The following is a 15,522-nucleotide window of genomic DNA, read 5'->3' on the forward strand; positions in this document are numbered from 1 at the left end:
TTACTGTTATATAACAGTAATTATTCAGCCTATACCGTTTGATACCCCCACCAATACCCCTAATTTTAGCGGCTGCTTCACATCTGGTAAGGGAAAAATATTGGGGTAATTATTATTCTTTTCATTATTTCTTACCGCACACTAACTTCCACATTGTAAACTAAGTGCAGGGCTTAAGCTGCTATGTGAGAAGGCCCCAATTCTGAACGTCGTGCTGGTGTATTTTGCATATTCAACTCCTAAAAACTAATTTAAACACCGCTATTGCGGGCTTGGGTCGCCAACAACGCAGGCTTCAGCCTTAAATTTACGTTTTCCGTACATGGTTTCTTTCACACAAACACACTGAGCCTCAGCCTCGGCCGCAAGATCGACCGCGCAAGAGGTCTTATCATCCTTGATATGGCAGCCACAGGTAACTTTATCGTCAGCTTGTAATACGGGCGCGCACAGCACAGCAAACATCACAATCAATAAGCATTTAAATGTGTTGATACCCATACTTGATCTCCATAAAAAAACAATTTAATAAAGCCAATTCCGTGTCCTTATCCTCTTTCCGCTTAATCAGGTCTTCTCCTTTGATGACCTGACTCTCCTTTAAAAGGCTTTCAAGGGTAGGTTTAGGTTAAGGTATTTAGCCAGAAATTGCTCTAGCACCTCACCTATTGTGGTTCGCTAATCTGCTGCATGAATCTTTAGTTTTCTGAACTCTGAAATCCAGTATTTCTTCACCTTAGGAGATAACTGGATTTCATATCCAGCGAGATTGAGAGCCTGCAAACTATACTTTACCTTCAATTCTATAGTCTTATATGCATCGGAGCGATGCAGCTAAATTTTTTAGATAGGTTTTTGGATAGGCTGGGGCGCCAATAACAAATAAAGTATATCTGTGTTTAAAAAGCATATATACATATTAGAAAATTATTTGACAAGTGCAGTTACCTTATCTTTCAATGCACTTGGATGAGTGGGCAAACCTTGATGACCTGATGGCTATTCTCGCATCAAAGACATTTAATGATGTCCGTTCAAACCTAAAAGGAGTCGCTCGATGTGTCGCGTTACTGAACTTGCAACCTGGTTGGAGGATCATGCCGAAGTGGCGCGAGCACACTACGCTGGTTTACTGAGTCACCCGCAATCGAACTAATTTTGAAACAAATACGTGCCGGTGGAGGAGTATTAAGTTTCGAGCTTTAACGTCTAGGCCGGGGATCCGTATTTATGTTTTTGAATCGAATCTGTATGACGCCTCTCACGGCAAATTTGGGCGACGTCAACACAACCGTCTGCCATCCGGAAACCACCACTACGCATGGCCGGCTGAATCAAGTCGATCGTGACTTGATAGAGATTGGTAAGAATTTAATCCGCATATCGGTAAAATTAGAATCGATCAAGGATATTAAAGCTGATTGCGAGCGAGGATTTCAGGCGTCTAAAGCTACTGTCACGAGTCACCGACATCGATTGAAAGTTAGTGCAGTTGATGGACGTTCAAATGAATTGCTTCGACTTGATGCGGATTTAACTGTTAAACAGATAATAAATGAATAATAGACAAGAAATAAGAAACCATGCACCAAAAGTTTCTTTTGAATTTTTCCCACCTAAGTCTCCTGAGACAGAAGCTAGCCTTTGGAAAACGGTCAAGCGTCTTGCGCCCTTGAATCCCTCTTTTGTTTCTGTAACGTACGGGGCAGATGGTTCTACACGTGAACGGACGCATCGGGTGATTGAGCGAATTTTTACCGAAACATCTCTGGATCCAGTCCCGCATTTGACATGCGTCGGGGCGACTCGTGAGGAGGTAAATAATCTCGCCGACAGTTATTGGCAAATGGGGATTCGTAAACTTGTAGCCCTTAGAGGAGATCCTGATGGTGGGGTTGGGGCCAGTTATGTTCCGCATCGCGATGGGTATGCGTTTGGTTCTGACTTAGTCGAAGGGTTACTTGAACAACATCCTTTCGAGTTAATCGTGGGCGCTTACCCAGAGTGCCATCCACAAGCGCTCTCAGAGGAGGCAGATCTAGAGAGTTTGAGACGTAAGGTTGATGCGGGCGCTAAAACTGCGATTACTCAATTTTTCTTTGATGATGCTGTGTTTCTTAAGTTTCGGGATAGGGTAGCAGCTGCCGGTATTGAAGTAGAGTTGATACCAGGAATATTACCGGTGACCAACTATAAAACCTTGGTTCGTTTTGCTGGGTCGTGTGGAGTGTCATTGCCCAATAGGTTGCGAGATCTTTTCACTGGATTAGATAATGATGCGACTACAAGACAGCACATCGCTGCACATGTAGTAGTGTCTCAAGTCGAAGCATTATGTCGCGAAGGTGTTCGTGACTTCCATTTTTACACATTAAATCGAGCTGAACTTAGCTACTCAGTCTGTCACGCGATTGGTGTCCGAGAGATAACATGAATCGAATAGAACGCATTGAATGGCTGCTCGACACCCTGCCGAATGAAATCCTAATTCTAGATGGCGGAATGGGTACTATGATTCAGGGGGCTGCCTTAAATGAAAGCGATTATCGAGGAACTCGTTTTGCTGACTATGCGCGAGATCTCAAAGGTAACAATGACTTGTTGACTCTAACTCAGCCTGATTTAATTGCATCAATTCATAAAGCTTATGTGGATGCTGGCGCAAGTATTATCGAAACAAATACCTTCAACGCCAATGCTCCCTCTATGTCGGATTACGGCATGGAAGACCTTGTCTACGAACTGAATTTAGAGGCAGCACGACTTGCGCGAAAAGTTGCTGACCAGGAAAATGAGCGGCCTGTTCTCGTAGCAGGTGTTTTGGGACCCACAAATAGAACCTGTTCGATTAGTTCGAATGTTGAGGACCCCGGTGCGCGTAACATTACTTACGCACAGTTAGTTGAGACGTATACTGAAGCTACGCGAGCTCTGATTGAAGGCGGCGCGGATCTCATTCTTGTAGAAACCATATTCGATACTTTAAATGCAAAAGCTGCGCTTTACGCAATTGATGTGGTTGCGCAGGAGTCTACTATTCCGATTCGCATTATGATTTCGGGCACGATTACAGACGCGTCAGGCCGTACTCTATCAGGACAAACTACAGAAGCTTTTTGGTTTGCTGTTCGTCATGCTAAACCATTAACAATTGGTTTGAATTGTGCGCTAGGGCCAAAAGAATTACGTCAATTTTTAGCGGACTTAGCTCACGTTGCAGATACCTATGTGTCTGCATATCCGAACGCTGGTTTCCCGAATCAGTTTGGCGAATATGATTTAGAACCAAGGGAGATGGCTGGCATCGTCGCTGAGTACGCGCGAAGCGGATTAGTGAATATTGTCGGAGGCTGCTGTGGCACGACACCTGAACATATTCGGTTGATCGCGGAACAAGTAAAGGGATTATCTCCTCGCTCAATACCAGAGTTTGAACCAGTGATGAGGTTAAGTGGTCTTGAACCTTTCATTGCTGATGAAACGACTGGTTTTGTCAATGTTGGTGAACGTACGAACGTGACTGGTTCTGCGGCGTTTAAACGTTTAATTCTCAATAATCAGTTCAATGATGCATTAACAATTGCTCGGCAACAAGTTGAAAATGGCGCACAGATTATTGATATCAACATGGACGAGGGAATGCTTGATTCCCAAGCGGCGATGGTGACTTTTCTCAATTTGATTGCTTCAGAACCTGATATTTCTCGTGTGCCGGTGATGATTGATTCGTCGAAGTGGGGGGTGCTAGAGGCGGGAATGCAATGTGTGCAAGGTAAAGGCATTATCAACTCAATTTCATTAAAAGAAGGGGAAAAACAGTTTTTGGAGCAGGCGCAGAAGATTCGTCGTTATGGCTTCGCGGTTATCGTCATGGCTTTTGATGAGAAAGGCCAAGCTGATACGCAAGCGAGAAAACGGGAAATTTGTGACAGATCATATAAGTTGTTGACAGAATTACTAAATTTCCCTCCTGAAGATATAATTTTTGATCCTAATGTGTTCGCCGTTGCAACTGGAATGGAGGAGCATGACGGCTACGCTATGGACTTTATTGCTGCTTGTCGGGATATCCGTAGTCGTTGCCGACACAGTTATATATCCGGAGGTATCTCGAACGTATCTTTTTCGTTTCGAGGTAACAACACTGTTCGCGAAGCAATGCACACTGTTTTTCTTTACCACGCCATTCGCGAAGGTCTTTGCATGGGGATTGTTAATGCTAGTCAGCTAGCGATCTATGCGGATATTGATTTAGAGTTGCGGGATTTAGTGGAAGACGTCATTCTGAATCGTCGCCAAGATGCAACTGAACGATTGGTTGATGCGGCACCCCGTTTTAATCTCGGAAAAGCAATTCAAGATGATAAGGTAGGAGAGTGGCGCAGCACCTCCTGTGAGGAGCGTTTGTCTTACGCGCTCGTTAAAGGAATTGACACCCATGTAGTGCAGGATACGGAAGAGGCGCGATTGAAGGCCATGCGGCCATTAGACGTAATCGAAGGTCCTCTAATGGATGGGATGAATACTGTCGGTGATTTATTTGGTGCTGGTAAGATGTTCTTACCACAAGTTGTCAAGTCTGCTCGGGTCATGAAGAAAGCGGTTGCACATTTGATTCCCTTTATCGATGCAGAGAAGGAGGCGACTGGCGATAAGAGCCGGGAGCATGGAATCATCATTATGGCTACGGTAAAGGGCGATGTGCACGATATCGGTAAAAATATTGTTGGCGTTGTCCTGCAGTGTAATAATTTCAAGGTAATAGATCTTGGTGTTATGGTTCCTGCGCAGAAAATCTTAGATGCAGCTCGTGAACATAATGCCGATATTATTGGCTTGTCTGGCCTTATCACACCATCACTCGATGAGATGGTGTATGTTGCCTCTGAAATGGAGCGCCAGAATTTTAATGTGCCTTTGTTAATTGGTGGCGCAACCACAAGTCCTGCGCATACTTCGGTAAAAATCGATCCAGCATATTCGCATTCTGTACTTTATGTAAAAGATGCAAGTCGAGCGGTTGGGGTAGCGTCGAAACTGTTGGGTACTCATCGAGAAGATTTCTGCGCAGAGATTAAAGCGGATCATGATCGCAAGCGGCGGGTTCACTCTGGTCGTACGGCAAAAAAATTATTGTCGATAGCTGATGCAAATTCAATGGGAGCAAGACTTGTCTTTGATGAAAATACCATAACCGTACCTAAAGTTTTGGGTAGACAGGTCTTAAGTGATTATCCGCTTCACAATTTAGTAGAAACAATTGATTGGATGCCGTTCTTTAATGCGTGGGAGTTTAGTGGAAAATTTCCGGAGATTTTGAATGATCCGAGGAAAGGGCCGGAGGCCCGTAAATTATTTAACGACGCACAAGAGATGCTGAAGCAAATTATCGATGAAAAGTGGCTCAGAGCGGATGCCGTGTTTGGATGTTTTCCAGCGTATTCGGAGGGTAACAGCATCGTGATACTTGACCCTCATGATCATGATCGGGAAATTGCACGGACTCATTGGTTAAGGCAGCAGAGACCTCTACCCGATGGTAAACCGCAGTTGTGTTTGTCTGATTTTATTGCTCCAAAAAATGCCGGGATTCTTGATTATATTGGTGGATTTGCGGTTACAACTGGTCATGGAATCGAGCCGCATGTTACGCGTTATGAGGTCGGGCACGATGATTATCGAGCTATCCTGCTGAAAGTTTTGGCCGACCGTTTAGCCGAAAGTTTTGTTGAACACTTACATCGAAGAGTGCGCACTGAATTTTGGGGTTACGTCACTGACGAAAATTTAGATAATGAAGGACTTATTCGTGAACGGTATCGCGGCATACGTCCTGCACCGGGTTATCCATCGTGTCCTGATCATAGAGAGAAACGCACGCTTTGGGATTTCTTGGATGTCGAGGCTGGGACCGGAATTTCATTAACGGATAGTCTTGCTATGTGGCCGACATCATCCGTCAGTGGGTTTTATTTTGCTCATCCTGATGCACGTTACTTTATGCTTGGGACTATAGGTAAGGACCAAGTCGCTACATACAGTCAAATACGTCAAGAGGAAGAAGGAGAAAGCTTGAAGTGGCTCTCTCCGGTACTGGGGTAAGTGTTAACCGCCATGCTCATGATCGATCATCAGTAGCATATCGACGCTAACCTTTTGTTGTTCTGTCTGGCTACTATTCCAGATAATCCGCCTTGATACCCGCGCAGATCCCGGACGAGCAGAACCGTTAAGCTGGAACGTACTTTGTCTTGATGAACGCCTCGCGTGCCGCCAGCCGTTCGGCTAGCTGACCCAGCCCGGGGTGTGTTTTCCGCCAATCGAACTTCGGCATCGCCTGGTCGAGGTACCCGAGGGCAACACCGCAAGCAATATCAGCGAGCGTGAAACGCGTACCATGGCAGAATTGCCTAGAACCCAAGTCTTTTTCCATCGTTGCCAGCCCCGCATCAATCTTTTTCTTTTGCTTCGTATACAGCGTCTCGCCCCGCTGCTCGGCGGCAGGTAAGCGCTGGTCAACGACAATCGAAATAGTCGCTTCGGCAATACCATCGCCGAGGGCTTCCCAGCGCTTCACTTGGATGCGGTCGGCAAAAGTCTCTGGGATAAGTTTGGTACCCGCACCCAAGCCATCGAGATATTCGACGATAACGACCGAGTCATAAATGGCGCTCCCATCGTCGCAGATTAGCACCGGGATCTTGCCCAAGGGATTAGCTGCCTGGACCCCGGAGGCCGGATCTGACGGACTGGCTGCGACAATTTCGTAATGGCTCCGCTTCTCCTCGGCTACGATGCAGGCCTTACGAACATAAGGACTGCCAGTATATCCCAGTAATTTCATTAACTTCTCCCCTGATAGCGGTACTTTTATAAGGCAATCCCTGCATGAATGTCAGTGGCCTGATCACTTGCAGAATACTGGACTCGAACGTGGGTCAGCACAGGACAAAAATATTACAGGATCCATTGGATTACATTTTTTTACAGCCTGGCTCATCTAAGATGGTGCTTATATGACTGAACCTTCTCGTTGAATAGCTACCCACGCGACAATTATTCTTTTTACCTTGATCGGCAGAACACGCCAATACATGATGAAAGGGGTACCATCTTTTTTGTAATTTATTGCTTTACCTTCGAAACGTTTACCCGATTTCAATGCTGTAGCGAGCCGTTTTATGACTTTGCCGTCCGTTCCTGAGCCTTGAAGAATTCGCGGAGTCTTTCCGATTACTGATGCGGGATCATGGCCGGTCAACTTTTTGAACGCCTTATTTGCGTAAATAATGCCTCCTCGAGAACTGGCATCGGTGATCAAAACAGAATCAAAGCTGTTATCCGCCAAAACTTTCAAAAGTTCAATACTTCCTTCTTGGCCATTCATAATTGATTCAAAAGATGACATTTTCTTCCTTATAATTTTTCAAAAAAAAATTGTAACAAATAGGTTGTTAAATTTAACCTCAACTTAATCCATAATACCATATGGTCTTTATCTCACCGTCTCAATGGCACATTGTAGCTAAACGCGGTTGGCGCTAGGTATGGACGTGACGCTAACGATTCAGCCCTGCTTCGGCAATTTCTGCCGCCCTAAGAATCGCTTTGGCTTTATTTTTGGTCTCAATCCACTCGTTTTTAGGCAGGGAGTCCGCCACGATTCCTGCGCCAGCCTGCACGTACAGCATATTGTCTTTAATCACCGCCGTTCGAATAGCAATCGCCAAATCCATATCACCATTAAATCCCAAATAACCGACAGCACCGGCATAGATACCTCGCTTGCTCGGCTCCAACTCATCAATGATTTCCATCGCGCGAACTTTAGGCGCGCCGGACACCGTTCCCGCAGGGAAGCTAGCCCGCAAGACGTCAATCGCAGATAACCCCTCCAACAGGGTGCCCTCGACATTCGAAACAATGTGCATGACGTGCGAGTAGCGCTCAATGATCATTTGATCGGTGACCTTAACCGTCCCAACTGCGGCCACCCGACCTAAATCATTACGGCCAAGGTCCATGAGCATCACATGCTCTGCAATCTCTTTAGAGTCCGCCAAAAGATCCTGCTCATGTGCCAAATCCTCTTCTCTCGTAGCCCCCCGAGGTCGCGTACCTGCAATCGGTCTTAACGTCACCATATCTTTTTCCAACCGCACCAAAATTTCCGGGGAGGCGCCAACGATATGAAAATCTCTCAAATTGAAATAAAACATATATGGCGATGGGTTCAGCGCACGTAAGGCGCGATAGAGCGACAACGGTGGAGACTGAAAGGGCACCGACATGCGTTGCGACAACACAACCTGCATGATGTCCCCTTCATAGATGTACTGTTTCGCGCGCAAGACACTCTCAGCAAAAACCTCCTCCGGAGTTTCCTCGTGAGGCGTCTCTAAATCACGCCTCACCTCGGCCGTCTCGGGCACAGACCCACGCAACGCGCTAAATAACTCGGTCAGACGCTTTTGGCCGCGCTCGTAAGAGTCCGACTCCTGCGGGTTAGCGAACACAACAAAGTAGAGCTTCGCAGCTAAATTATCATAAACGATCACCTCGTCCGAATGAAGCAGAAGAATATCTGGGCAATCAATCGGATCAAATTTGTGGTCACGTCCGCCAACACGCTTCTCGATCAAATGAATCGTCTCGTACCCAAAATAACCCACCAAGCCACCCAGAAATCGAGGCAAATCGTCTCGGTAATATGCTTTGGTCCTTTTTTGCAACTCCGAAATCCAATCAATAGGATCGGCACTTTCAATCTCTGAAACAACGACATCATCGTGAATTTCACAGCACGTGTGGCCACGCACCTCGTAACGAATCCTGGAGTGTAATCCGATAAATGAATAGCGCCCAAAGCGCTCGCCGCCCTGTACCGACTCCAATAAATAGGAAAACGGCTTATTTGCGAACTTCAAATAAATAGATAGCGGCGTATCGAGATCAGCAAACGATTCCACCATCAGTGGCACATGGTTAAAACCTTGGTCCGCCAAACTCTCAAAATCTTCTTTATTCACAATAAGCTCAACAATCTGGGTGTCAGCACCATCAACTTAACGCGTGCCTTTAGGATGCGTATGATTATCCATTATAGACGCTGTTTATATTCACACTTTCCTGACAAGCTTGATTAGATCCATAGGGTCATTAAGGACTCTGTCACAGTCAAGCTCAGTCAGCGCCATTCCTGATCGATACCCGTAAGGGACACACACCACTGGAGCGCCAGCATTGCGCGCACATACTGTATCCGTCTTCGAATCTCCCACCATCAAAACACGATCCGGTTTCATACCAAAACGGGCCGCAAGCTCACGCAGCGGCAAAGGGTCCGGTTTTCGTTTGGCGAACGTATCGCCACACACTACTTCTTGAAAATAATCCCAGATCTCTAGTTTTTTCAAGATTGGGACTGTAAATAGTTCGCTTTTATTGGTAAGGCAGGCTAGGCCAATGCCCAAACGCTTGAGACCTTCCAGCGTGTTTGCAATCCCGGGAAACAACATCGATTGATCACACACGTGTTGCGCATAATGAGCTCTGAACTGTTGGGCAGCCTCTTCAAAATTAATCGTCGCCTGACTGATGTTTAATTCATTAAAGAGCTCTTGTAAAAGATACTCAATCCCTTGGCCAATATACTGACGCACAGTATCACTGCTAACCCCCTCATACCCGAGGTCATACAACATCAGGTTGGTTGCCGTGTGCAGGTCAGGGAGCGTGTCGACTAAGGTGCCGTCTAAGTCAAACGCCACGACACTGACCTCAAAAACAGCTGGAGGCACTACCGATTGAGTTGACACGCGAATGGCTTCGATGTGGCGCTGAACACGTTCACTATCTGCTAAGGTTAAGAGATCTGCTTTTTCATCTGACCGATGATGTCTTTATAGTCGACCCCACCAAAAATAGCAGAACCTGCCACAAAGGTGTCCGCACCCGCCTCAGCAACTGACGCGATGTTATCGACTTTGATCCCCCCATCGACCTCAAGCCATACATCGCAACCAGACAGATCTATCAAATCACGGACCTCAGCGATTTTTTCCAGAGAATGCTCAAGAAAACTTTGGCCTCCAAAGCCCGGGTTTACAGACATGATCAGGACCAAATCGATCTTATCGAGCGTCCAATCCAACACATGAAGTGGGCTCGCGGGATTGAATGCCAATCCGACCTTACATCCAGAATCCCTGATCAGATTAATCGTCCTATCCACGTGTTGTGTCGCCTCCGGATGGAAACTGATCAAGTCAGCACCCGCTTTGGCAAACTCCGTAGCCAAAGCATCTACTGGCTCGACCATTAAATGCACATCAATAAGCAATTTTGTGTGCGGTCTAATCGATGCACACACAATAGGGCCAAAGGTCAAATTAGGTACATAGTGATTATCCATCACGTCAAAGTGAATGAGGTCAGCGCCTGCGGCCTCAACCGCACGCACTTCTTCTCCGAGTCGTGAGAAGTCGGCAGACAAAATACTCGGCGCTATGCGGATGTCTCTCATAATTTTGCGGGTTCCTTTACGTTTATTCTAAACCGAAACACCGAGCCACCCAATAAATACTCGCCTCGAGAGCACTAAACCATTACTAAATTTGATCTATTTACCGATACAATACGCATCATGTCTGAAAAACCAAAATATGAAGTCACCGTAACTACGGAATCTTTTTTTATTCCCGAGCAATCTAACCCCGAACAGTCACGATACTTTTTTGCCTATCGCATTCGCATTCAAAATACGGGTACCATCCGAGCGCAATTACTTAGCCGCCACTGGGTGATCACTGATGCCAACGAGAAAGTAGAACAGGTTCGGGGCGAAGGGGTGGTGGGAGAATTTCCAAACCTAAGTCCAGGGGAATACTTCGAATACACGAGTGCCGCCTCGATTGATACGCCAGTTGGGCTGATGGAGGGTTCTTATAAAATGCGCGCCTCTGACGGCATTGAATTTGATGCCGAAATCCCACAATTTACGCTTAGCGTGCCAAGGGTATTACACTGACCTCAATGTCAAAATACGCGTTGCCTACTTATTTTTATTTTTAGGTAGGGTCCACCAAACGATAAAAATGAATAAACCGAGGCCCAATAAAATCTCAAAAATAGCCCAATACATGGCTCGAATACCAAATTAATTGAAACACATGAATTCTACCCCAGCCACAAACCTAAATATTTGGACTCAGGTGGTCCTAATCAATATCCTAATCGCCTGCTCCTCGCCACCAGTTAAGAAAGATCCCGCGCCTCCCGAACAGATTTCCACGCCTCCCGAACAGATTTCCACGCCCACCAGCAAAGAATCAAGGACCTCCGTCCCGCGAGATGCTTCAATCGCGATCAAACCGACCTTATTCAGCTCATTTGGACTCAAATCTAAAACTCACTTGACCCTTGCCGGCTGGAAAGATTTGCCAGGATGGCTCACGGACGAGATTTCTGACGGTACATCGGCGCTTTTACAATCCTGCACTGTACTCGATAAATATGCTGAATGGACGCTCCCGTGCCAACAAGCGCAATCTTTGAAACACATGTCCAAAGTAAATCAACGACAATTCTACGAGACTCATTTTGTACCATTCAAAGTGAATAATCAGGATGGTGCTTCATCAGGACTCGTAACGGGGTACTACGAACCGCTCCTACAGGGGAGCGTAAAGCGCTCACGCGACTATCCCTATCCTGCTTACGGAGTACCCGATGACTTAGTCTCGGTTGATGTCAGGCAATACCCTTTATTCAAAGAATTTAGAGGTGTTGGCCGGAGATCTGGGACGGATTTAATACCTTACTTCACACGCGAAGAAATCGACAAAGGGTTAGCAAACCTTCACGGCAAAGAAATTCTGTGGGTCAAAGATAAAGTCGAATTATTTTTCTTGCAAATTCAAGGCTCTGGTCGCATTCAGCTGGACGATGGCAGCATCATTCGTCTCGGATTTGCGAAGTCTAATGGCCACCCATATCGATCTATCGGCAAATCATTGGTCTCCAAAGGCGAGCTCAAACTGAGTCAAGCATCGATGCAAGGCATCAAACTTTGGGGAGAACGCAATCCGGACAAGATAGACACGCTACTGCAGGAAAATCCGTCGTATGTGTTTTTCAGAAAGCTGCCAGCAAACCTTGGCGGGCCGATCGGATCGCTAGGCGTTCCACTCACGGCTAACCGCAGCATCGCGGTCGATGACACTTATATCCCAGCTGGCTTTCCCGTGTACTTAGCCACATCATGGCCAAATTCATCCGATCCCTTGAATCAGCTTATGTTCGCTCAGGACAGGGGTGGCGCTATCAAAGGTGCTGTTCGCGCGGACTACTTTTGGGGCTTTGGCGAATCGGCCGCGATCAATGCAGGAAAAATGAAGCAGGAGGGTTTGATGTGGGTACTCATACCCAAAACTTTCCTCGCGCCCGAGAACCAAGAATAAGCATCACCAAAAACCCTCTCATACTGCCTATTTAGCAGGTGTCAGGCGTGCCTCTAATTGTTCCAAACTCAGCGCACCACTTGCTCGTGAGCCATCACTGAAAAAAAGTGTTGGCGTCGCTCTCACCGACATCTTTTTACCAAATTCCACGATCTGATCGATAGGGTTGTTACAGTCACCTTGACCCCCAGGAACAATGCCATCAAATATGAACGCATCCCAAGCCCCAGAGGCATTAGCAGAGCACCAAATTGATTTGGAAATTGGGATCGACTGTGCAGTGATCACGGGATAAAGAAAAAGATAGAGTGTCGCATCCGTTATGTTCCCCAAAGTTTCTTTATCAAACTTACGACAGTACCCACAGTTGGGATCTGCAAAATAAGCGAACTCTCTCTCGCCTGTGCCATAAACACGTTTAATCGCCATCTCGAAAGGTAATTCATGGAAAGGGACGGCAACTTTTTTTAGCTCCGCCCTCTCAATTTCAGAGGCCCTCTCAGAAGTCACGTTACGCATCGAACTCAGTTCAGTTAACTCGCCGTCAAACAAATACGTAAAATCCTCATCGACGTAGTATATGGAGCCACTGATAACAATCTCATACAGTCCCAAAATTTTCGTCTCTGAAATTGAATCAATGGATGCTGTTGGAAATCGGTCTCGAAGTTTATCCTCCAAAGTCGCCTCATTCGCATTAGCGCTACCCATCACAACAATCAAAAATAACAGTAAACACTTATACATTCTCTTGCCCCTCACTCCACTTGAATTAACCCATCGCCTTATCAATAAAAAACCGTCTTAAAATATTTGAATGTCGAACCGAAGCAAACCCGAGATCTTGAAAAGAATGGCACAGTTCAGATCCATCAACTGCTATATCGTGTATAGCTTCTGTGAACCACGTCAAACTTTCAATCTCTTCTTTTCTCGCTCGGCGATACCGATTAACCACCGACAAACTTCCAGGATCGGTCGTCCCGTACTGTTTAATTAAGAAACACAGCTTCGCTGTATCACTCAAACCTACATTTAACCCTTGACCTGCTAGAGGTAAAAATTGATGCGCGGCATCGCCGACCAATACCACCCTTCCTAACGCTACACTTTGAGGTAATACCCGACGAAGCGGGAAACGTCCAATGGCGCTCTCAAGACCGCTGATCTTCAGTGGGTCATAGCGCTTAGCCAATAAATCGCACAATACGTGCTCATCGATGTCGTGTGCAAGCTCATCTGTCACAGACCAGACCATCGACACTAAGTTTCCCGGCAGCGGTAAGTAAGCAATCACCCCATCTTTACCCATCCACTGGTAGGCCACATTTTGATGCGCCCGCGCAACCGTAAAGTTTGCCACCAAGCCCGTGCACTCATAGTCACGCGTTGCCACGCTCAATCCAGAAAACTTCCGGACCAACGACTCACTCCCATCGGCTGCCACTAACAACTTACAGGTCATTTCGCCCAAAGACGTGAGCACCCTGACAAAGCCCGGCATCTGCTCGATGGAGAGAATTTCGCCACAGAGTAGTTCTAATGACTGATCACGGCGAAGATGCACGCCGACAGCCCGTTTGAGGTTATCGTTCTCAACAATACACGCCAACTCAAGAACGCCCGCATCATGAGCATCCAAGGTGAGACTTGGACGGGAGGCCCCGTCAACTTGCATGCGCCTAACGAGCTGGACTCTTTCTTTTGAAATGTCATCCCAAAAATGCGAATCCATCAAGAATCGTTTAGTTGATGGTCGTATCGCAAATACCCGGTTAGAATAGGGCCTCCCCATGAGCGAATCGGACAAAACATCCAAGATAGGAGTTTTCGGCGCAATTATAGCTACTCGAAGATCTAGCCTTGACAAGGTGACAGCTGTCGCACAACCAACTGTGCCAGCACCTGCAACTAAAACATCATAATTGTTCATACCTTCAGTTTACCGGCCATCCAGCCTTCATGCTCAGAATGCCTTTCTTGACAATTCACGGGCTTGACTGTGATCTACCGGCCCTACTCTGCGTAAGACATGTGGCGATTTAGCTCAGCCGGGTCTTACAGTGGCACAGTCGAGGTATCCGCGTAAATATAGATTTGTGTGGAATTAAATGTGGGCAATTGTCGGTGCTCTTTGTATCTGCAGGCGGTTGTCGGAAAAACCAATAATCTAAAAGGGTATATCTACCATGGTTAGCTTCCAAGATCGACCGCGGTTAGCTTCCAAGAAAAAATGCCATCACGGCTGAAGATTAAACGTAAAGGTTTTCCAGCTTCGTCCTTTTTCTTTACAGCCACAATAAATCGATTAATGTCGTCATATGACATAGATATATCTGTACCAGATTGAGTTTTGTGGTTTGTGGATTCTTCATTAAGATTTGGCTTTTCCCCTTTCATCATCATTGCCAAACCTTCAGGACTTACTAATTCATCAATCAGTGGGTCCACAAAGGCCATGACCATGGCCGCGCCTAAGGTTGCAAATGGAACGCCCTCTTGCTCCTTCTTATCTACTTCTGCAGAGACCGTAGCGTTAATCGACATCTTAAGACTTTCTTTAAATGCAGGAAAATCAACATAACTGGCTAATTTACTTACATCCCTTGCCTCTGCTGCTGACTTCATGGAATTAACAGCTAAATGCGGAGTAAAGAAAAGCCAAGTGCTTAAAATGGCAATAGTCAGCAGAAAATAAATCTTAATCTTATTGTTCATTTATAAATTTCTCATAAAAGTATCAGTAGAGGACATAGATACGATAATTCATTGGTTTGATTGAATCACTTTTTATCAATCAAAACTTTGTCGTTTTATACGACATTGAAATTTCTTAGGGCAAAGTCAGCACAGTCCTGCACATTAAGTCAGCGCCGCCATCAATTTGCTACAATTCACAGTTCGGCGAATTAGCTCAGCTGGTTAGAGCGACGGAATCATAATCCGCAGGTCCGGGGTTCAAATCCCTGATTCGCCACCATATTTGGTTTTAGGGATGCCCAGCATCTACCAAAAAGCCCTTGAAGAATAAAGCCTTCAGGGGTTTTTTGCTGTCTGTAGC

At 46.1% G+C, this 15,522-nt stretch carries 14 protein-coding genes and 1 tRNA gene; 6 read left to right on the plus strand and 9 right to left on the minus strand.

From position 1 onward, the window contains the following. Positions 1-261 precede the first annotated feature (261 nt). Complete coding sequence (locus O3A65_06255; protein MDA1332073.1) at positions 262-501, minus strand: hypothetical protein; 240 nt, start codon at positions 499-501, stop codon at positions 262-264. A 729-nt stretch (positions 502-1,230) separates the two neighbouring features. Here O3A65_06255 and O3A65_06260 point away from each other — a divergent pair. The 3 genes from O3A65_06260 to metH are packed head-to-tail and all read left to right on the plus strand — an operon-like array spanning position 1,231 to position 6,102. Continuing rightward, positions 1,231-1,563 (plus strand): PLP-dependent transferase, encoded by a 333-nt coding sequence (locus O3A65_06260; protein MDA1332074.1) that lies wholly within the window; start codon positions 1,231-1,233, stop codon positions 1,561-1,563. Further along, positions 1,556-2,434, plus strand: a complete 879-nt coding sequence (gene metF / locus O3A65_06265; protein ID MDA1332075.1) for a methylenetetrahydrofolate reductase [NAD(P)H] — start codon at positions 1,556-1,558, stop codon at positions 2,432-2,434. The genes O3A65_06260 and metF overlap by 8 nt, the downstream gene beginning before the upstream one ends. Beyond that, positions 2,431-6,102 carry a methionine synthase gene (gene metH, locus O3A65_06270; protein ID MDA1332076.1) on the plus strand — a complete coding sequence of 1,224 codons (3,672 nt, stop codon included), beginning with the start codon at positions 2,431-2,433 and terminating at the stop codon, positions 6,100-6,102. Before metF ends, metH begins: the two co-directional genes overlap by 4 nt. Positions 6,103-6,229: 127 nt before the next feature. Here the strand turns inward: metH and O3A65_06275 are convergent, their stop codons facing one another. The 5 genes from O3A65_06275 to rpe form a co-directional block, all read right to left on the minus strand. After that, the gene (locus O3A65_06275) at positions 6,230-6,844 is read right to left on the minus strand and encodes a glutathione S-transferase N-terminal domain-containing protein (GenBank protein ID MDA1332077.1); all 615 of its coding nucleotides are present in this window, start codon (positions 6,842-6,844) and stop codon (positions 6,230-6,232) included. Between the two features lie 168 nt (positions 6,845-7,012). Further along, entirely contained in the window at positions 7,013-7,408 is a 396-nt protein-coding gene (locus O3A65_06280; protein MDA1332078.1) for a PAS domain-containing protein, read from the minus strand. Between the two features lie 151 nt (positions 7,409-7,559). Continuing rightward, positions 7,560-9,029: an anthranilate synthase component I gene (gene trpE / locus O3A65_06285; GenBank protein ID MDA1332079.1), complete on the minus strand. Its 1,470-nt coding sequence runs from the start codon at positions 9,027-9,029 to the stop codon at positions 7,560-7,562. Between the two features lie 90 nt (positions 9,030-9,119). Continuing rightward, positions 9,120-9,818 carry a phosphoglycolate phosphatase gene (locus O3A65_06290; GenBank protein MDA1332080.1) on the minus strand — a complete coding sequence of 233 codons (699 nt, stop codon included), beginning with the start codon at positions 9,816-9,818 and terminating at the stop codon, positions 9,120-9,122. A gap of 47 nt (positions 9,819-9,865) precedes the next feature. Then, positions 9,866-10,525: a ribulose-phosphate 3-epimerase gene (rpe, locus tag O3A65_06295; protein ID MDA1332081.1), complete on the minus strand. Its 660-nt coding sequence runs from the start codon at positions 10,523-10,525 to the stop codon at positions 9,866-9,868. 120 nt (positions 10,526-10,645) lie between these two features. Between rpe and apaG the strand changes: the two genes are divergently transcribed. Together apaG and O3A65_06305 are read left to right on the plus strand one after the other, a co-directional pair. Beyond that, the gene (gene apaG / locus O3A65_06300) at positions 10,646-11,029 is read left to right on the plus strand and encodes a Co2+/Mg2+ efflux protein ApaG (protein MDA1332082.1); all 384 of its coding nucleotides are present in this window, start codon (positions 10,646-10,648) and stop codon (positions 11,027-11,029) included. A gap of 142 nt (positions 11,030-11,171) precedes the next feature. Next, positions 11,172-12,461 (plus strand): MltA domain-containing protein, encoded by a 1,290-nt coding sequence (locus O3A65_06305; GenBank protein MDA1332083.1) that lies wholly within the window; start codon positions 11,172-11,174, stop codon positions 12,459-12,461. A gap of 27 nt (positions 12,462-12,488) precedes the next feature. On the opposite strand, the gene O3A65_06310 is transcribed toward O3A65_06305, so the two are convergent. From O3A65_06310 to O3A65_06320, 3 genes are all read right to left on the minus strand, one after another. Beyond that, positions 12,489-13,208 carry a DsbC family protein gene (locus O3A65_06310; protein MDA1332084.1) on the minus strand — a complete coding sequence of 240 codons (720 nt, stop codon included), beginning with the start codon at positions 13,206-13,208 and terminating at the stop codon, positions 12,489-12,491. 25 nt (positions 13,209-13,233) lie between these two features. Then, entirely contained in the window at positions 13,234-14,394 is a 1,161-nt protein-coding gene (locus O3A65_06315; protein MDA1332085.1) for an FAD-dependent monooxygenase, read from the minus strand. A gap of 260 nt (positions 14,395-14,654) precedes the next feature. Then, on the minus strand, positions 14,655-15,179 hold the full coding sequence (locus tag O3A65_06320) for a DUF2939 domain-containing protein (protein ID MDA1332086.1): 525 nt from the start codon (positions 15,177-15,179) through the stop codon (positions 14,655-14,657). Between the two features lie 185 nt (positions 15,180-15,364). Between O3A65_06320 and O3A65_06325 the strand changes: the two genes are divergently transcribed. Beyond that, positions 15,365-15,441, plus strand: a tRNA-Met gene (locus tag O3A65_06325). The last annotated feature ends 81 nt before the right edge of the window (positions 15,442-15,522 follow it).

This window comes from Pseudomonadota bacterium (assembly GCA_027624715.1).
Lineage (GTDB): Bacteria > Pseudomonadota > Gammaproteobacteria > Burkholderiales > Eutrophovitaceae > Eutrophovita.